General features: G+C 65.3%; 17 protein-coding genes and 1 tRNA gene. 11 read left to right on the plus strand and 7 right to left on the minus strand.

Annotated elements, in window-relative coordinates:
* Positions 1-69: 69 nt before the first annotated feature.
* A complete protein-coding gene (locus tag G7Y29_RS08975) occupies positions 70-816 on the plus strand; it encodes a hypothetical protein (RefSeq protein WP_165002247.1) in 747 nt (248 codons plus the stop codon).
* A 6-nt stretch (positions 817-822) separates the two neighbouring features.
* Here the strand turns inward: G7Y29_RS08975 and purB are convergent, their stop codons facing one another.
* Entirely contained in the window at positions 823-2,238 is a 1,416-nt protein-coding gene (purB, locus tag G7Y29_RS08980) for an adenylosuccinate lyase (protein ID WP_165002248.1), read from the minus strand.
* Positions 2,239-2,383: 145 nt separating this feature from the next.
* On the opposite strand from purB, the gene G7Y29_RS08985 reads away from it, so the two are divergent.
* Positions 2,384-3,856 (plus strand): HNH endonuclease signature motif containing protein, encoded by a 1,473-nt coding sequence (locus tag G7Y29_RS08985; protein ID WP_165002249.1) that lies wholly within the window; start codon positions 2,384-2,386, stop codon positions 3,854-3,856.
* Here the strand turns inward: G7Y29_RS08985 and purD are convergent.
* Positions 3,831-5,078: a phosphoribosylamine--glycine ligase gene (gene purD / locus G7Y29_RS08990; RefSeq protein WP_165002250.1), complete on the minus strand. Its 1,248-nt coding sequence runs from the start codon at positions 5,076-5,078 to the stop codon at positions 3,831-3,833. The genes G7Y29_RS08985 and purD overlap by 26 nt on opposite strands.
* A gap of 31 nt (positions 5,079-5,109) precedes the next feature.
* On the opposite strand from purD, the gene G7Y29_RS08995 reads away from it, so the two are divergent.
* Entirely contained in the window at positions 5,110-5,535 is a 426-nt protein-coding gene (locus tag G7Y29_RS08995) for an HIT family protein (RefSeq protein WP_165002251.1), read from the plus strand.
* Between the two features lie 22 nt (positions 5,536-5,557).
* Here G7Y29_RS08995 and G7Y29_RS09000 read toward each other — a convergent pair whose 3' ends face one another.
* The 3 genes from G7Y29_RS09000 to G7Y29_RS09010 are packed head-to-tail and all read right to left on the minus strand — an operon-like array spanning position 5,558 to position 8,429.
* Positions 5,558-6,301, minus strand: coding sequence for a MerR family transcriptional regulator (locus G7Y29_RS09000; protein WP_196820142.1), 744 nt, complete (start codon positions 6,299-6,301; stop codon positions 5,558-5,560).
* A gap of 34 nt (positions 6,302-6,335) precedes the next feature.
* Complete coding sequence (locus G7Y29_RS09005) at positions 6,336-7,718, minus strand: sensor histidine kinase (protein WP_165002253.1); 1,383 nt, start codon at positions 7,716-7,718, stop codon at positions 6,336-6,338.
* A 3-nt stretch (positions 7,719-7,721) separates the two neighbouring features.
* A complete protein-coding gene (locus G7Y29_RS09010; RefSeq protein ID WP_165002254.1) occupies positions 7,722-8,429 on the minus strand; it encodes a response regulator transcription factor in 708 nt (235 codons plus the stop codon).
* 135 nt (positions 8,430-8,564) lie between these two features.
* Here G7Y29_RS09010 and G7Y29_RS09015 point away from each other — a divergent pair, with 135 nt between their 5' ends.
* The gene (locus G7Y29_RS09015) at positions 8,565-9,938 is read left to right on the plus strand and encodes an MFS transporter (protein ID WP_165002255.1); all 1,374 of its coding nucleotides are present in this window, start codon (positions 8,565-8,567) and stop codon (positions 9,936-9,938) included.
* Here G7Y29_RS09015 and G7Y29_RS09020 read toward each other — a convergent pair.
* A tRNA-Thr gene (locus tag G7Y29_RS09020) sits at positions 9,938-10,010 on the minus strand. The two genes, G7Y29_RS09015 and G7Y29_RS09020, sit on opposite strands and share 1 nt — an antisense overlap.
* A 68-nt stretch (positions 10,011-10,078) precedes the next feature.
* Here G7Y29_RS09020 and thrE point away from each other — a divergent pair.
* From thrE to G7Y29_RS09045, 5 genes are all read left to right on the plus strand, one after another.
* Positions 10,079-11,593, plus strand: coding sequence for a threonine/serine exporter ThrE (gene thrE, locus G7Y29_RS09025; protein ID WP_430393289.1), 1,515 nt, complete (start codon positions 10,079-10,081; stop codon positions 11,591-11,593).
* A 62-nt stretch (positions 11,594-11,655) separates the two neighbouring features.
* Entirely contained in the window at positions 11,656-12,018 is a 363-nt protein-coding gene (locus G7Y29_RS09030; protein WP_165002256.1) for a histone, read from the plus strand.
* A 9-nt stretch (positions 12,019-12,027) separates the two neighbouring features.
* Positions 12,028-13,314: an alpha,alpha-trehalose-phosphate synthase (UDP-forming) gene (locus G7Y29_RS09035; RefSeq protein ID WP_165002257.1), complete on the plus strand. Its 1,287-nt coding sequence runs from the start codon at positions 12,028-12,030 to the stop codon at positions 13,312-13,314.
* Positions 13,311-13,754 carry a hypothetical protein gene (locus tag G7Y29_RS09040; protein ID WP_249399742.1) on the plus strand — a complete coding sequence of 148 codons (444 nt, stop codon included), beginning with the start codon at positions 13,311-13,313 and terminating at the stop codon, positions 13,752-13,754. Before G7Y29_RS09035 ends, G7Y29_RS09040 begins: the two co-directional genes overlap by 4 nt.
* Positions 13,751-14,503 (plus strand): trehalose-phosphatase, encoded by a 753-nt coding sequence (locus G7Y29_RS09045; protein ID WP_165002258.1) that lies wholly within the window; start codon positions 13,751-13,753, stop codon positions 14,501-14,503. The genes G7Y29_RS09040 and G7Y29_RS09045 overlap by 4 nt, the downstream gene beginning before the upstream one ends.
* Here G7Y29_RS09045 and G7Y29_RS09050 read toward each other — a convergent pair.
* A complete protein-coding gene (locus tag G7Y29_RS09050; RefSeq protein ID WP_165002259.1) occupies positions 14,460-15,533 on the minus strand; it encodes a LacI family DNA-binding transcriptional regulator in 1,074 nt (357 codons plus the stop codon). The two genes, G7Y29_RS09045 and G7Y29_RS09050, sit on opposite strands and share 44 nt — an antisense overlap.
* Positions 15,534-15,626: 93 nt before the next feature.
* Between G7Y29_RS09050 and G7Y29_RS09055 the strand changes: the two genes are divergently transcribed.
* Both G7Y29_RS09055 and G7Y29_RS09060 read left to right on the plus strand, forming a co-directional pair.
* Positions 15,627-16,619: a metal ABC transporter solute-binding protein, Zn/Mn family gene (locus G7Y29_RS09055; RefSeq protein ID WP_165002260.1), complete on the plus strand. Its 993-nt coding sequence runs from the start codon at positions 15,627-15,629 to the stop codon at positions 16,617-16,619.
* Positions 16,620-16,629: 10 nt separating this feature from the next.
* Positions 16,630-17,319, plus strand: a complete 690-nt coding sequence (locus G7Y29_RS09060) for a metal ABC transporter ATP-binding protein (RefSeq protein ID WP_165002261.1) — start codon at positions 16,630-16,632, stop codon at positions 17,317-17,319.
* Positions 17,320-17,324: the final 5 nt, after the last annotated feature.

Here is a 17,324-nt window from a genome sequence, read left to right on the forward strand (position 1 = left end):
CCAGTGTAGTCCGGGCTCGCGTCAGGGCGAATCGGGGCGACGCACCGGGCAGTGACCTACTCTTGAGCCATGATAAACCGATCTGTTTTGGCGCTCGGGCTTTCCTTGGCGGGGGCGGCGGGCGCGCTGACCGCATGCTCCGCCGGGGCCGATCAGCCGACCGCCTCCATCGCGGAGCCGCTGACAGAGCTTGCCGACGAGCCCGAGGACTTCACACCCACCAGTGACGGGGAGGTGCTCGACTTTGGCGACTCCGCAACGGTGGTCACCACCGGATTCGACACCGGCGCCGCCGTGTACTGGGAGGTGACCGTGGAAAAAACGGAAACGCTCACCCACGAGGAGATCAAGGCCCGGATCGGGCAGGACCCGGGGGCGATCGGGCTGCCTGAGCCGGAGGAGAGCGATTCCGGTGCTGGTAGTTCGGACGGCTCCGGTGCCTCCCCCACGACGACCATCGAGCGACCAAAGCCGGAGCGCTACGCAGGTTTTACTTGCTTCGTGGCCACCTTCACCCCAGTTGGCAAGAGCGACGGCAGCTATTCCGTGACACTGCCAAAGCTGACCCCAGTCGACCCCGGCGGAGTCAACGCCAACTTCGTGCCCACCGGCAACAACGAGTACTGCGGGGTCAGCGCGGACGACGAGGTGCCCGCATTCACCGGCGACATGGAGATCGGGCGGGAGTATAAGCAAGCCGTTGTCACCTGGAAGGGAGCAGACGACCCGGGGATCGTGGGCACCGGCGTGGCGCTGGCCACCGAGCCGAGCCCCAGGAACACAGCGCACCAGCCCCAATACGTGCGCTGGGAGTAGCGCCTCTTACAGGATGTCGCCCGGTGTGTAGCCGGCGGCGTCGGGGTGGGCGTCGATAAGCTTCTGAATCCGTCCGAGCACGTTGTCCACCTGCGACTCCGCGGCGCCGATGAAGGCGTGGCGGTCCTCCAGCGCCTCCTCGAGTTGGGCCTGCGACAGGGGGAGACGCTCGTCGGCGGCGAGGCGCTCGATGAGGTTCTGCTCCGCACCGTTCTCGCGCATGTCCAGCGCCATCGCGACTGCGTGCTCCTTGATCACCTCGTGCGCCGTCTCACGGCCCACGCCCGCGCGCACAGACGCCATGAGGATGCGCGTGGTGGCGAGAAACGGTAGGTAGCGGTCCAGTTCCCGGTTGATCATCGCCGGAAATGCGCCGAATTCAGCGAGCACCGTGAGGAAAGTCTCCAGCTGGCCATCGATGGCGAAGAAGGCGTCGGGCAGGGCGACACGGCGCACGACCGAGCAGAACACGTCGCCCTCGTTCCACTGCTGCCCCGCGAGGTCCGCCACCATGGTGAGGTAGCCGCGGAGGATCACCTGGAAACCGCCGACGCGCTCGCAGGAGCGGGCGTTCATCTTGTGCGGCATCGCGGACGAGCCAACTTGGCCCTCCTTGAAACCCTCCGTGACCGTCTCGTTGCCGGCCATGAGGCGGATCGTGGTGGCCAGGCTGGACGGGCCGGCGCCAAGCTGCACGATTGCGGAGATGACATCGAAGTCGAGGGACCGCGGGTAAACCTGGCCAACCGAATCAAAGATACGGTTAAACCCAAGGTGACGGGCGATTCCGGCTTCGAGCTCGTTGAGCTTTCCCTCGTCGCCGCCCATCAGATCCAGCATGTCCTGAGACGTTCCCATCGGTCCCTTGATGCCTCGCAGCGGGTAGGCGCTGAGAAGGTGTTCGATGCGTTCGGTGGCGGCGAGGATTTCATCGGCGGCGGAAGCGAAGCGCTTGCCAAGGGTCGTCGCCTGCGCAGCCACGTTGTGGGAGCGGCCGGCCATGACCAGCGATTTATACTGCTCCGCGCGGTTGCCTACGGTTCTGAGTAGCGCCACGGCCTTGTCGCGGGTGAGCTCGAGGGAGCGGATGATCTGCAGCTGCTCGACGTTCTCGGTGAGGTCGCGGCTGGTCATGCCCTTGTGGATATGCTCGTGACCGGCGAGCGCGTTGAACTCCTCGATGCGCGCCTTCACATCGTGGCGGGTTATCTTTTCGCGCTCTGCAATGCTGCTCAGGTTGACGTGATCGATGACGCTTTCGTAAGCGTTGACCGCCTCGTCCGGGATGTCGACCCCGAGCTCCTTCTGCGCTTTCATCACGGCGATCCAGAGCTGGCGCTCGAGCACAATCTTGTGCTCGGCGCTCCACAACGACGCCATTTCCGGGGATGCGTAGCGGTTGGACAGGACGTTTGCGTTCATCGGTTTCTCCACGCGTCCGATTATTCCATGGCGGGTGGACATCGCAGGCCAAGCCTACCCGCATTCGAACTAGTGTTCTATCTTGCGGGGGCCGTGTCCTGGGTTGTTTTTATAGTGTCGGTATTTTAATAGAAAGGGGGGTCCCATGGCCGAGCTGCGCACGCTTGTCGACGACATTGCTCGCGCAATGAATGAGCTGAGCTCGCTTTTCGACGACCCCGCAACGCTGTCCTTCGCGTCAATCCGCGCCGAAATGGAGCGCCTAGAGCAGGCTGTGAATAAGAAGGCCTTTGTCGACGCCTCTTTCGCCTACATCTGCGACCGGGACCGGGCGGGCCGCGCAGTGGGCGGCAACCATGCGAACGATTACCTCGAGAAAGCCCTCGATCTATCACCCGCAGAGGCTTTCCGGCGACTGAGCCGAGGACGGGATATGTTCGCTCCCCCGCCGCCACCGCCTCCCCAGCCGCCTACCGGCGAGGAGAACCCGTTGGATTTCGACCCACCAGCACCGGGGCCGACCGAAAACCAGAGAAAGGCTCGTGCTGATTCGCAGACCGTGGGTCCGGAGAAACAGGCGGTCATCGATTCCGAACTGCGCGGTTTGTCAAAGGAAGCAGCGCATGAACGGCCCTCGATCTACACCCGTGCCATGGCGGAGGCGAAGACTCGCGGCGTCAGCGATTTGCGGAAGTTCGTTCGAAGCCAGGTGCAGCGCGCCAACCGGGCACACAAGCCGGACTGCGACCCGAACGCGGGTTTTTCCGCCCGCAGCATCAAGGCATCTCGCCAGAAAGCGGACGGAACCTACAAGATCTCCGCCACGATGACCGCGGGCGACTGGGCTCTGTTCAAAGCGCTTCTGGGTTCCGATTTCGGGCCCGGTTCCAACACCACCGCTGATTCTTCCGAGGACTCACGGACTCCGACGCAGCGCCGCTACGACCAGTTTTGGCGCATCCTCACCCAGTTCGAGGCGGATCGGCAGGTGAAAAACCGCGGTGCGGCATCTGTGGTGCTTGCTATCACTCTCGACGATCTCGCCGACGCCGACTGGCACACGACGTTCATGACCAACACGGGTATCGAGGTGAATTGTTTCGACCTCGAGCGCCTCGGAATGGGCCAGACGGAGGATTTCATCCTCCACATCGACCGAGTCACGGGTGTTCCCATCTCTCTCGGCAGGACCCGACTAGCAAGTGTGGAACAGCGCATCGCGATGCTCGCCATCCAGGGCGTGTGTGCGTGGACGGGTTGCGACGTGCCCATGTCCGAGGCGGAGATGCACCACATCCTGGCTCATATACAGGGCGGTAACACGGACCTAGACAACCTCGCCGGCCTATGCCGTCGCCACCACTCCTGGAATAACGACGCTCGGGACGGAAGAAACGGAAAATCGCACGTCGGACGGTGCCAAGAGACATGCCGAGTGGGTGTGGTTTCCCCAGACGGGGGCATCCGCTTCAACGAGACGGTTTCCTACCACCAGTCACCAATGGCGAAGCTGCGGAAGCGCGACCACAAAATCGAGACGCACCAGGCACCGGACCCGCCCATGTTCCACCCACCACCGAGGCGAGCGAATGCTACAGCGAGATCGCACCCTCAATAGCCGCGCGGGCAATGTCCCTGCGGTAGAACGACCCCTGCAGCTCAACGCGCTCAATCTCGGAGTAGGCCGCCTGGACGGCCTCCTGAAGCGTGCCGCCGACACCGAGGGCGTTGAGCACGCGGCCACCCCCCGACACCAGCGTGCCGTGCTGCGCGCCAGTGCCCGCATGGAGGATCTTCGCCGGGTCATCCAGATTGTCACCCGAGATGGCGTCACCCGTGCGCGGGGACTCAGGGTAACCCTCAGCGGCAAGCACGACCGTCGCGGCGTACCCCTTCTTCCAGGACAAGGCGGGAAGGTCGGCCAGGGTTCCGGCGGCGACGGCGTAAAGCGCGTCGACAAGCGGTGTCTCCAGGAGCGCGAGCACGGGTTGTGTCTCCGGGTCCCCGAATCGGGCGTTGAACTCCACGACAGCGGGACCCTCCTGGCCCCACGCCAGACCCGCGTACAAGAGGCCCTTGTAAGGAACGCCGCGGGCAACCATTTCGCGCGCAACCGGCTCAACTACCTCGGTGACGATGCGCTCCACAGAGCCCTCCGGCAACCACGGCAGCGGCGTATACGCGCCCATTCCGCCGGTATTGGGTCCCTGGTCGCCGTCGTAGGCTCGCTTGTGATCCTGCGCCGGAAGAAGGGGCACGACCGTCTCACCGTCGACCAGGCAGAACAGCGAGACCTCCGGCCCCTCAAGGAAGGACTCGAAAAGCACCGGGTTGCCAGCCTCGATCACGGCGCGGGCGTGGGCGGCGGCGGCTTCGCGGTCCTCCGTCACCACGACCCCCTTGCCGCCGGCGAGGCCGTCGTCCTTGACCACGAAACGAGGGCCGTATTCGTCGAGCGCCGCGTCGATCTCATCAAGCGACGTAATCTGCGTCGCCGATGCGGTCAGGACTCCGGCCGACGCCATGACGTCCTTGGCAAACGCCTTCGACCCCTCGAGCTGGGCGGCCTCCCGGGAGGGACCGAACACCTGAAAACCTGCCTCCCGCAAGGCGTCGGAAACGCCCGCAACGAGCGGGATTTCCGGGCCGATGACGACGAGCTCCGCCTCAACCTCGCGAGCGAGGGCCACAACCGCGTCCGGCGACGTCACGTCGACTGGGTGCACCGAGGCCAGCGACGCCATACCGGCGTTGCCCGGCGCGGCGAAGAGTTCGTGGCCGGAAAGGCCGTTGAGCAGGGCGTGTTCGCGGCCGCCCGAGCCGATTACGAGGATGCGCATGGCCTCCAATCTACAGGTAGCCTAGGCGAGCATGAGCACCGTGTTTACCAAGATCATCAACGGGGAAATCCCGGGCCGCTTCGTCTACCGCGACGAGACGGTTGCGGCGTTCCTCACCATCGAGCCCGTCTCCTACGGCCACACCCTTGTCGTCCCAGTGGAGGAAGTGGACAAGTGGACCGATCTCGACCCGGCCACCTGGACGCACGTCAACGAGGTCGCCCAGAAAGTGGGCGGCGCGATCATCGACGCCTTCGGATCCGAGCGCGCCGGCTACCTCATCGCCGGTTTCGAGGTCCCCCACGCCCACGTCCACGTCTTCCCGGCGGATGACATGAGCGGCTACAGTCTGTCCACCATTATGCCGGCGGACCAGACGGACCCGGGGAAAATGGACGAGGCGGCCGCAAAGCTGCGCGCGCGTCTCGGCGTGGGCGAGGACGGCCGCGAGAAGTAGAGCGGAGAGGACGCGGGAAAAGCTAGCCCCATGCGGGGTTGTCCACATCGACCCCTTCCGCTGCGGCCTGTGCCTCCACGAGCCGCAGCAAGTAAGTGTGCTCCCCGCCGTACGCGGCGTGGAAGCGCTCATCTGCGACGTACATCCGCGCGAGAATCAGCTGGCGCGCCGCGGTGGCCTCGTACCATTGGCTTATCGACGCTCGGTGCCTGCGCACCAGGATCGCAGCGGCGTCCGAGCCCGGCTCAACGCCCGCGGTTCGCGCCGCGGTGAGGTCGGCCGCGAACGTCTCCTGCTCGCCCTTGAGGCGCTCAAAGTCCTTGGCGCCCTGGATCTTCAGGCGCGCCTCGGATTGCGCCCACTCCGGGGTCTCGCCCCAACGCCGCTCGGCCTCTGATTGGTAGGCAGTCATGTACTCGCCGAAGTATCGGCTTAGATTCTCCATCGTCGTCTCCTTCAAAAGTTGGTCGCATGCATCCACTTGGCGCTTCAGCTCTCTAGCGCGCCGCGCGAGCTCGCGCCGGTGGCGGCGCAGCGCGTTGCGGAGGGAATCGCTGGAGGGGGCGTCGAGAAGCGAAGAAATCTCGCTGAGAGACATCCCCATCTGCTGGTAGATCACAATCACCGAGCCACGCTGCAGATCCTCGTCCGAATAGACGCGAAAGCCACCGCGTCGCTGCGGCACGAGAATACCGAGGGAGTCCCAGTGCCTGAGCGCTTTCGGCGTTACACCGAGCCAGGCTGCTGCTTCGCTAATGGAGTGCATGTTCACCATCAAAAGGTGTGCCGCAGGGGAAAGGTCAAACCATCGGAAGCGACAGCGTGAACGTGGAACCCTTCCCCGGCGCGGTGCGCACCGAGATGGCGCCGCCATGGGACTCGACAATTGACTTGGTGATGGCCAATCCGAGGCCAGAGCCGCCGCCCGATGCGCGATTGCGGGACGAGTCGGCGCGGTAGAAGCGCTCGAAGATGTGGTCGGCGTCCTCGGCAGACATGCCGACGCCGTCGTCGGTTACATCGATGAATACCTTGTCCAAGTTCTCCCGCAGGGTGATGGTGACCTCGGCCTCGGGCCCGCCGTGTTTGAATGCGTTGCTAACCAGGTTGAGCATGACTCGATGGAGACGGTCGGGGTCACCCATCACCATCGGCACGTTCATGGCCTCGTTGTTGACCTGAAGGACGCGGTCGGGGAAAGCGGCCTGGGCCGTGGAGCGTACCGAGGAGACGACCTCGAACATGTCCACCTCGCGGGTCTCCAAGCGTGCCCCCTCCGCACGGGTGAGCGCCAGGAGGTCCTCGACGAGGAGCTTCATGCGGCCGGACTCCTCGTCGATCTTGGACAGCACCATGTCGGGGTCGCTGACCATGCCTTTGCGGTAGAGCTCTGTGTATCCGCGCACGCTGGTCAGGGGGGTGCGCAGCTCGTGGGAGGCGTCGCCGACGAAACGGCGCATCTGTTCCTCCTTCGCCCGGGACTCCTCAATTGAGTCCTGGAGCTGGCCCACCATGGTGTTCACCGCGAAGGAGAGCTTGCCCACCTCGGTGTCGCGCGACCATGCGGGCACGCGCCGGTCTACGTCACCGTCGGCAATCGCCAGCGCCGTGTTCTCCACCTCCCGCAGCGGGGCGAGCGCGCGACGGATGAAGAAATGGCCCCCGAACCCGATGCAGATCACCGTGAGGGTGCCCATGCCGGCGGAGACGATCGCCAGCGACGCGAGCATGCGGTGCTCGGACTCGAGCGACTTGGCCACATACTGGATACTGCCGTCGGGGTTGATTTCGGCCATGGCGCGCCACTCAGCGGCCTCGCTTGAATCGCGCCGGGAACCGATCGTCTGCGGCTTGAACCCCTTGACCTGCGCGAAATCGGGGCTCGCACCGGGGCGGGAGTCATAGTAGAGGTAATCGGGCCATTCCGGGTACCGAAGGGCCTGGCGAAACTCGCTCGGGGCTCCCATGGACGGCCAGGGGGCAGCTTGGCCGACCCATGTGTCGAGGCCCTCGCGGAGTTGCTCATCGGCACGCTGATAGAGCAGACCGCGCATCAGCGTGTACACGGCGATGGAGCTCAGCGCCATGCCGAGGGTCGTGATCAACAGGACAATCGCGAGCAGCCGCCGCTGCAGCGGGATCTGGCTCGTGCGGGACTGGGTGGACAGCTCCGAGCGGGCCATGGGTTACTGGCGGGGGGTGCGCAGGACGTAGCCGACGCCGCGGACGGTTTGGATGAGCGGCACGTCACCGGTGTCTACCTTGCGGCGCAGGTAGGAGATGTAGGACTCAACGACATTGCCGTCGCCGCCGAAGTCGTAGTGCCAGACGTTGTCCAGGATCTTTGCCTTGGACAGCACCACCTCGGCGTTGAGCATTAGGTAGCGCAGGAGGTTGAACTCGGTCGGTGAGAGGTCGATGATCTCCCCGCCCTTTGTCACCTCGTGGGTGTCATCGTTGAGGGTGAGGTCGGCGTAGCGCAGTGTGGCGTCTTGGCCGGCGTCGTCCGTGACGTGGCCGCGACGCAGGATGACGCGGAGGCGCGTGATCACTTCCTCTAGGCTGAACGGCTTGGTCACGTAGTCGTCAGCGCCGATGGTCAGCCCGTGGATGCGGTCCTCCACCGCGTCCTTCGCGGTGAGGAACAGCACGGGGCTGTCGAGGCCCTCGGCGCGCAACCTGCTCAGCAGCTCGAAGCCGTCCATGCCGGGCATCATGACGTCGAGAATGTAGGCGTCAGGGCGGAAGTCGTGCGCAACCTTCAAGGCTTCCTGCCCGGAGCTTACGCTTTCAACCTCGAAGCCTTGGAACCGCAGGGACACGGTGAGCAGTTCGACGATGTTGGGCTCGTCGTCGACGACGAGGATCTTGACGCCCTCGATTGAATCTGGCATGTGAATTTTCCTTCCAGCAGAATAATTAAAGCTAGTAAACCCCCTTAACCTGTACGTTTCCTGTACGCGTTCTGGCGGGTGTTTTCTTTTTCGCTTATCGACGCCTCCACGGTGCGCGTCCGTATACTTCCCACGGTGCGTTGGCTCCTCTTGTCGGTCCTTTCTACCGGGTTGCTGTTGATCGGTCTGGATAACTCCATCCTGTACACGGCTTTGCCGATGATCCAGGCCGAGCTTGGAGCAGCCCCGTCCCAGGGTCTGTGGATCATTAACGCTTACCCGCTCGTGGTCGCGGGTCTGATGCTGGGTACGGGCACCCTGGGTGACAAGGTCGGCCATGCCCGGATGTTCACCATCGGACTCTTCCTCTTCGGAATTGCGTCGCTCTGCTGCGCGTTTGCCCCGACTTCCGAGATTCTCATCGCCGCCCGCGGTTTCCTCGGGGTGGGCGCCGCTGTGATGATGCCGGCCACCCTGGCCCTGATCCAGCAAACCTTCACCGTCGACCGGGAACGCAACACCGCGGTGGGCATCTGGGCGTCGGTGGCCACGGTGGGTGCCGCGGCGGGCCCGCTCGTCGGCGGCTTCTTGCTGGAGCATTTTTGGTGGGGCTCGATTTTTCTCGTCAACGTTCCCATCGTGGTTCTCGCGCTCGTCGCCGTGGCCCTGTTGCGCCCCGTAAATCAGCCGCACGCCTTAGCTAAGTGGGACGCTTTCTCCACCGTGCTCAGCGTCCTCACCTTGGTGTGTTTCACGCTCACCATCAAAGGCCAATTGTGGTTCGTTGCTCCGGCGGCGCTGGGAGCCTGGGCGTTCGCGCGTCGACAAGCGAGGCTCGTGCACCCACTGCTCACCTTCGACATCTTCCGCAACCGCATCTTTTCTGCGGGCGTGGCCGCGGCCGCGCTAGCGTACGTGGGCATCGCGGCGGTGGAGTTACTGACCGCGCAGCGCTTCCAGACCGTCGCCGGGTTCAGCCCCCTCGAAGCAGGGGCGATCGTGTCGGCGATTGTGGTGGCGTCGCTGCCGTCGTCGATTATCGGCGGGGCGGTGCTTCACCGCACCGGGTTTTTCCCGTTGATTGTCGGCGGGATGGTAGTCGCGGCGGCGGGGTCGCTCATCGCAGCCTTTAACGTGGAGAACCTAGCGGTGTTCCTGGTGGCGATGCTGTGCGTCGGCGCCGGCGTGGGGGCCGTGTTCTCCGTGGCGTCGACCGCAATCATCGGCTCGGCACCGAAGCACCGCGAGGGTATGGCCGCCAGCGTCGAGGAGATTTCCTACGAGCTCGGCGCGCTCACGGGTGTGGCGTTGCTCGGCACCATGATGGGCAGCCTGCACGCCCGCTTCGCCGCCGGCGGTCACGGAATCGCGGGTTCCCCGGACGGGGCCTACGATCTGGCGTACGCGGTGGTGCTCAGCATCGTCGCCGCGATCCTGCTGGGCACCGCCGCCGCGTGCGCGTGGTTGCTTCGCGGCAACCCGAAAAGGCCCGCCGCGTCAAGTAGTTGAGCTGGAGACGAGACTTGAACTCGCAACCTACGCATTACAAGTGCGTTGCGCTACCGATTGCGCCACTCCAGCAGTGCGGCTGATTCTACACGCCGGGCCAACGCGTGCGGTAACCGAGGGCGCGGGTTAGGGTGACGGATGTGGCAAACGGGTTGAGCGCGCTCTGGGAGAGCGTGGCGGGTAAGCGCAGGGGCGTCGCGACCATTGACGAAGTCCGAACCTCGCCTCCCCCGTCGGTCCTCGCCCCAATTGACCTGACGGACCCCGCCCAGGTTGCAGCGGTGATGAACATCGCGGCGCGCATCGGTTCGATCCTGATCACGAACGGCACGACGAGCTCGGACGCAAAAGCGTCGATCCACACAGTGACGTCGTCGTACGGCCTGCACTACTGCCACATCGACATCACGGTCAACACCATGACCATCCATACAATTATCGGGGTCAACCGCCGCACGCCGGTGAGCGTTTTCCGCGTGGTCAACGACATGTCGGAGAACTACCACAAGCTGCAGGAAGTCGACCGGTTGATACGCTCCATCCGCTCGGGTGCGACACCGCCGGAGGTCGCGGAGAAAGTCCTCGACGACATTGAGCGCGAATACATTCCCCGCCGCAACCTTCGCTTCCTGGCGGGTTGGGCGGTGATGGGGGCCGCCATCGCGATTCTTTTGGGCGGGGACTTGTTCATGGCGGCCCTTGGCGGGTTCACGGCGTTTCTGATCATGGGCATCAACAAGGTGCTGTCGAAGAATGACCTGCCGTACTTCTTCCACTGTGTCATCGGCGGGCTTCTGGCGACGATTCCTGCGGTCATCTTTTACAACTTTTCCGCACAGATCGGGCACCCGATCGTTCCCAGCCAGGTCATCGCGACCGGCATCGTCGTCTTACTCGCCGGCCTGACTCTGGTGCAATCGCTTCTCGACGGCATCACCGGCTCACCCGTGACAGCTTCCGCGCGGTTCTTCCAGACCATGCTGTTTACCGGGGGCATCGTGGCAGGCGTTGCCACCGGCATCACGGTGGGCGAGATGTTCGGCGTCGGCTTGCCGCCGCTGGAGACGATGCTGGGCGCCCCCACCTTCAGCTCCGCCCTCGCGCGCATCCTAGGCGGCACCGTCGCCGCCGCCGCCTTCGCCGTGACGTGTTTCGCGGAAAAACCCGCCGTCATCGTCTCGGCGGCGACGTCGTTCGCGGGCTCCGCAATGTATTACGTGTTCCTGCTCCCGCTGGGCGCGGACCGTCTCCTCGCCACCTCCGCCTGTGCGATCGTCGTCGGCCTGGCCGGAGGCCTCATCGCCCGCTTCTTCATGATCAACCCGGTCATCACCGCCGTCGCGGGTGTCACGCCGTTCCTGCCCGGATCCGGTGTCTACCGCGGCATGTACGCGATCATGAACGAGCAGATGGTGGTCGGGTTGACCAACCTACTTTTGGCTGTGGGCACCTGCATGGCTCTGGCGGGCGGCGTAGTTCTCGGCGAGTGGATGGCCCGCCGCATCCGCCGCCCGCAGCTGTTCAACCCCTACACCGCGTTCCGCCGCGCGGGGCGGGTCACATTCCAGCAGATCCGGCGGGCGGAGCTCGTAGCGCGCCGAGCCGCCCGTCCGAGACGCGGCGGATCGACGAGACTCCAGTGCCCTCCCACGTGACACGGGCAGTGGCGTAGAATAGGGTTTTTCATGTCGCACCCCGGATGAAGGAGACACCTGAAGTGCCACCCAAGATCACCGATTCCCGCCCCTCCCCCGAGGCTATCCATGCGGTTGAGGAGCAGACGGCGGCGGGTGCCCGCCGGGTCGTGGCGACATACGCCGAGGACTTCTTCGATGGTGTGACGCTCATGTCCATGCTCGGCGTGGAACCGCAAGGCTTCGTTTACAAGAAGTACGCCGAGGAGCGCGAGGCCGAAGCCGCAGTGGAAGAGGCCCCGGCCAAGGCCGCGAAGAAGACCACGAAAAAGACCACGAAGAAAGCCACCAAGAAGGCGGCTAAAAAGGTAGCGAAGAAGACCACCAAGAAAGCCGTTAAAAAGGTAGCGAAGAAGACCGTCCCGGCAGCGGGCGACGAGGCTTAAGCTCTGGTTATGACGGGGGACAACAAGTTCGTGGTTGTCGCCAACCGGCTGCCGGTGGACCGCACGAAGTCGGGATGGCGTGCGTCCCCCGGTGGGCTCGTCGCGGCCCTCGCCCCCGTGCTGCGCGCCCATTCCGGCTGCTGGGTAGGGTGGCCGGGCGAGCCCGACACCCACGTTCCACCCTTCGATTTCGACGGTATCTCTCTGCACCCCGTCGGCTTGAGCGGGTGGGATTTCGAAAACTTCTATGAGGGGTTCTCCAACTCGTCGCTGTGGCCGCTGTACCACGACCTAATCGTCACACCCCAGTACTCGCCGGAATGGTGGGACGCGTACAAGTCGGTGAACAAGAAGTTTGCCGACGCCGTCGCCGCCGTCGCGGCCGAGGGGGCGACGGTGTGGGTGCAGGACTACCAGTTGCAGCTTGTGCCCGGGTTGTTGAAGGAAGCCCGTCCCGACCTGACCATCGGTTTCTTCCTCCACATCCCCTTCCCTTCCCCCGACTTGTTCAAGCAGCTCCCGTGGCGCGAGGACATCACCCGTGGCTTGGAGGGTTGCGATCTCATCGGATTCCAGCGCGACGAGGACGAGCAGAACTTCCGTGCGCTCGTGGGCGCGTCCGGCCCGCGCACGGGGGCATTCCCCATCTCGATCGACCCGGGGGCGATTCACCCCGGGGCGCGGGAGGACGTCGACAAGCTGCGTGAAAAGCTGGGCAACCCCCGCACGCTTATGCTCGGGGTCGACCGCTTGGATTACACGAAGGGCATCCTGCAGCGGCTGCTGGCCATCGAGAACCTCTTGGAGCAGGGCGAGCTTGACGACGTCGCGGTGGTCCAGCTCGCCACCCCCTCGCGCGAGCGTATCGAGCACTACAAACAGACGCGCCGCGAGGTGGAGGAGGCCGTGGGCAGGATTAACGGCCGCTTCGGGTCCGTGGGCACGCCGGTCATCCACTACATCCACCGCCCGGTTCCCAAAGGTGAGCTGGGCACTTACTACGCAGCGGCCGATGTCATGCTGGTAACCCCATTCAAGGACGGAATGAACCTGGTGGCCAAGGAGTACGTCTCGTGCCACCCCGACGGCGACGGGGCGCTCGTGCTCTCCGAGTTCGCCGGCGCGGCCGTGGAGTTGAACCAGGCGTACCTGTGCAACCCCTTTGACTTAGAGTCGATCCAGCAGGCGATCCTCGGGGCGGTCGACGGGGATCCGGAGGCGATGCGCGCGATGCACAAGCGGGTGACGGAATACGACGTGGACCGCTGGGCGCAGACATTTTTGGAGGCCCTGTGAGGCGCGCGGCGGCAGCAGCCACGGCGGCCGTGCTGGTGCTGGGCGGGTGCGCGCGCACAGCGGATGACGCCGGTTTGAGCGGTGAAACGTGGCAGGTCGTGGCGCTGCACACGCAGCCGGACACCCCCGGCGAGCTGCCAACGGACGCCGCCGGGAAGGCGTCGCTGCGCTTCTCCGGCTCTTCCATGAACGCGACGACGGGGTGCGCGCCGCTGCGGGCGCAGGTGGAGACATCCCCCGAGCGCTTGAAGCTCGTCGACGCGGAGGTAAGCAGTGCCGGTGACTGCTTCGGCGGGTCGCGCTACGTGCACGACACATTGACCAGCCTGCTTGTCCCCGGTGCGGAGTTTGAAATCCACATGCTCAATGAGCGTGAGGCGACGCTGACGGCGTTGGCGGACACTGTTGACAGGCCGTCAATAAGGGTGATGGCGCTGTGACCCCGGACCTGCGCGGCGAGGTGGACCGGGTCGCGGCGACCGAGACCCTGCTTGTCTGCCTCGACTTCGACGGCACCATCTCCGAGCTCGGTCCCGACGCTTACGCGGTGCGCGCCCACCCGGAGGCGCTCGCGGCCATCCACGAGCTCATGGCGCTGCCGGACACCCAGGTCGCGGTGTTGACCGGCCGACACCTCGACGGCCTGCGCCGCGTTTTGCCGCTGGACGACCCCGCGGTTCTCGTCGGCTCCCACGGCGCGGAAACTACCGAGGGATCGCCCGAACTCTCGGCCGCGGACCGCGCCTACCTGGACCGCATCCAGGCCCTGCTCGAAGAGCTTGCCACTGCCCCCGCGTTGGTGGAGGTCAAGCCCTACCAGCGCGTGATTCACGTCGCGAAGCTGGCAGAGACACAGCCGGAGGAGGCGGAAGCGATACTCGCCCGCGCCCGCGCCCTGGATACCGCGGGCCGCCCGGTGGTTAGCGGGAACAACGTCGTGGAGTTCTCCGCTATCGAGGTGACCAAGGGCTCGTGGCTCGCCGGCCACAAGGTACGTTTTAGCGCCACCCTGTTCGCCGGGGACGACACGACCGACGAGACCGCCATGGAGGTGCTCGGCCCGGGCGACCTCGGCATCAAAGTGGGAACGAAACCATCTGCGGCGCAGCACCGGGTGGAGGGGGTCGATGCGATGGCGAAGGTGCTCACGCACCTTGCCGCGGCGCGGCGACGGTTCGTCCTGGGATAAAACGGGTCGGCAAGATCAAGCGTTGCTGATCCTCCGGTGGCGTGGGGGAGGCGTCGATAAGCGAGCGCAGCATGCTGCCCACCGCCTCACCCTTCGCCACATTGGGCTGATCGACGGTGGTCAGACAGAGGTTGAGCGCCGCCTCAATGCCGTCGAAACCGGTGACGGAGAGGTCGTGCGGGACCCTGGCGCCGCAGTGGTCGAACACGCCGAGCGCCATGGAGTCCGTGGTGCACAGCACGGCGGTGAGATCGGGATTCGTTTCCAATAACTCGCGGGCGCCGTCGGCGGCGGAGGCCCGGTCGTTGAAGTGGCGGGTGACGATGGGCACGTCGCAGACGCCGGCCGCGTCGAACACTTCGAGAGCGCCGCCCACCCGCGCGCGCTGCACGTGCAGGTCGGCGGATGCGAGCTCCGTGCGGTTGACGGCACCGTTGCGCGGCTCGCTGAAAAGGCGCTTGGCCAGGATACCGATGCGGCGGTGGCCGGCACCAAGGAGAGATTCGGCCGCGGGCTGGATGGCCGCGGAGTCGTCGATGCCGACGTAGGGAACACCGGGGGTTGTCGGTTGGTCGCAAATGACCACGGGGAGGCCGCGCTCGCGGGCGGCCGCGAGGTGGGGATCGCCCGCGGGCACCGAGTACACAACAAAGCCGTCCACGATCGCGCCGGTGACCAGCGACGGGTTGTCCTCCCCCGGGCCCGCGGGGATTAGCGTGAGGGAGAAGTCGGTCTGGCGGGCGAGCCCGGCGAGGAAGTCGACGGAGGCGCGGTCCTCGAAGGCGTAATGGAGGCGCTCCGTGAGAATGACTCCGACAGCCCCGGCCCGGCGGGTGCGCAGCGAACGCGCCGCCGGGTTGGGTCCGGTGTATCCGCGCTTCGCCGCCGCCGCGAGGATCCTCTCCCGCAGCTGGGGTGAGAGCTGGTCCGGTCGGTTGTAGGCGTTGGACACCGTCGTGCGCGACACCCCCACCTCGGTGGCGATGGACGCCAGAGTGCTGGTGCGGGGCTTGCGGGGACGCGGGGGCATGCGGACCATTCTATGCTCTCGTGGGCAGTCTCAGATATGCTTCCTATCAGCCAATAATTGAAACCATTTTTCATTAGTGATTAACTTGGTGACATGCTTTCAACCAAGTCCCTCCGCGCTACCGCAGCCGCGTTCGCCACGTCCCTGTTCCTCGCCTCCTGCTCAACCGGCGGCGGCGCTGATACTGCCGCCACCACGGGTTCCGCCACCGATACACAGGCAGCGGCTGAATCGGATACCGTCATCGCCACCACCAACGTCTGGGCCGACGTCGCCGGCGCAGTCCTGGGTGAGGATGTCCCCGCGGTGATCTCCAACCCCGCGACCGACCCGCACGACTTCGAGCCGGCCGCCGCCGACCTGGCCAAGGTCACCCAGGCGAAGGTCCTCGTCGCCAACGGCGGCACCTACGACAACGCCATTTACCGCGCCGCAGACCCCAAAAACGTCATCAGCGCCCTGCCGCTGTCCGAGGGAGGTCACGACCACGGCCACGACCACGGCCACGTGGGGGAAGGTCACGAACACAGTGAGCACGACGAGCACGCCCATGAAGGCGAGGGCCACGAGCACGACCACGCCCATGAGGAAAACGAGCACATCTGGTACGACACCGGAGTTGTCCGCGAAGTCGCCGACAAGCTCGCGAAGGTCTCCGAGGACAACGGCGTCGAGGCCGACACCGGCGAGGTGAACAAGCGCCTCGACGCCGTCGACGCCAAGCTCGGTGCCCTGCCGGCCGCCCGCGTCGCGCAGACTCACCCGATCGCCGACGCGATCGTGGAAAATACCAAGCTCGAGGACGTGACTCCCGAGGATTACCGCTTGGCCACGCTCAACCACAACGAGCCGTCGAGCGCTGCCGTCGCCGCCCTGATCACGATGATCGATAATGGCGAGGTCGATCTCCTCATCAACAACCCGCAGACCCCGTCCGCTCTCACCGACCGTATCCTCGCGGCCGCCGAGCAGAACCAGGTCCCGGTCATCGACATCGCCGAGACCCCGCAGGGCGGTGACGACTTCTTCGACTACCTCGACGAGATCGCCAACTCTCTGACCGAGAAGCTCGGAAAGCTGCAGTAACATACTCGAAGTGATAGCTCGCCTCACCGACCTCTCCGCCGAGCCGCTGTGGTCCGGGATCAACCTTGAGATCAACCGCGGCGACTTTATCGCGGTGCTCGGGCCCAACGGTTCGGGTAAATCGACCCTGCTCAACGTCATGCTCGGCCTGCGCCGCGCGACGAGCGGCCGCGTCGACATGCCCGAGCGGGTCGGTTACATCCCGCAACAGCGGATGTTCCCGCCGCACATGCCCGTGCGTGCGCGCGACGTGGTCTCGCTGACGCTCAAACACGGGGTCCTCACGGGCCGCTCGCCCAAGAAAGCCGACGTGGACGCCGTCCTCGACTCCGTGGGCGCGGGCCACCTCGCCGACGCTCGCGTGGGCATCCTGTCCGGCGGGCAACAGCAGCTGGTGCGCCAGGCGCAGGCGTTCGCGAACGACCCCGAGCTCGTGCTTGCCGACGAACCCCTGCTCTCGCTCGATGTCTCCCGGCAGCGTGAAACTGTGCGTCGATTAGCTCACGCGCAGGCCGCGATCATGATGGTCACCCACTCGATCGACCCTGTGATGGAGGTCGTGGACAAAGTGCTCTACCTCGGGCCGAACGGCCACGTGGTCGGGCCGGCGCAGGAGGTGCTGCGCGCGGACGTGCTCAGCGAGCTCTACGGCACGCGTGTCGACGTCCTCACCGTGCGCGGGAAGACGGTGATCGTGTGATCCAG

This window comes from Corynebacterium qintianiae, from assembly GCF_011038645.2.
Lineage (GTDB): Bacteria > Actinomycetota > Actinomycetes > Mycobacteriales > Mycobacteriaceae > Corynebacterium > Corynebacterium qintianiae.

What these genes read in the sequence shown, in the direction of transcription:
- G7Y29_RS08975 (WP_165002247.1), top strand. Translation starts at nt 70, where the DNA reads ATGATAAACCGATCTGTTTTGGCGCTCGGGCTTTCCTTGGCGGGGGCG.
- purB (WP_165002248.1), bottom strand. Translation starts at nt 2,238, where the DNA reads ATGAACGCAAACGTCCTGTCCAACCGCTACGCATCCCCGGAAATGGCG.
- G7Y29_RS08985 (WP_165002249.1), top strand. Translation starts at nt 2,384, where the DNA reads ATGGCCGAGCTGCGCACGCTTGTCGACGACATTGCTCGCGCAATGAAT.
- purD (WP_165002250.1), bottom strand. Translation starts at nt 5,078, where the DNA reads ATGCGCATCCTCGTAATCGGCTCGGGCGGCCGCGAACACGCCCTGCTC.
- G7Y29_RS08995 (WP_165002251.1), top strand. Translation starts at nt 5,110, where the DNA reads ATGAGCACCGTGTTTACCAAGATCATCAACGGGGAAATCCCGGGCCGC.
- G7Y29_RS09000 (WP_196820142.1), bottom strand. Translation starts at nt 6,301, where the DNA reads ATGCACTCCATTAGCGAAGCAGCAGCCTGGCTCGGTGTAACGCCGAAA.
- G7Y29_RS09005 (WP_165002253.1), bottom strand. Translation starts at nt 7,718, where the DNA reads ATGGCCCGCTCGGAGCTGTCCACCCAGTCCCGCACGAGCCAGATCCCG.
- G7Y29_RS09010 (WP_165002254.1), bottom strand. Translation starts at nt 8,429, where the DNA reads ATGCCAGATTCAATCGAGGGCGTCAAGATCCTCGTCGTCGACGACGAG.
- G7Y29_RS09035 (WP_165002257.1), top strand. Translation starts at nt 12,028, where the DNA reads ATGACGGGGGACAACAAGTTCGTGGTTGTCGCCAACCGGCTGCCGGTG.
- G7Y29_RS09050 (WP_165002259.1), bottom strand. Translation starts at nt 15,533, where the DNA reads ATGCCCCCGCGTCCCCGCAAGCCCCGCACCAGCACTCTGGCGTCCATC.
- G7Y29_RS09055 (WP_165002260.1), top strand. Translation starts at nt 15,627, where the DNA reads ATGCTTTCAACCAAGTCCCTCCGCGCTACCGCAGCCGCGTTCGCCACG.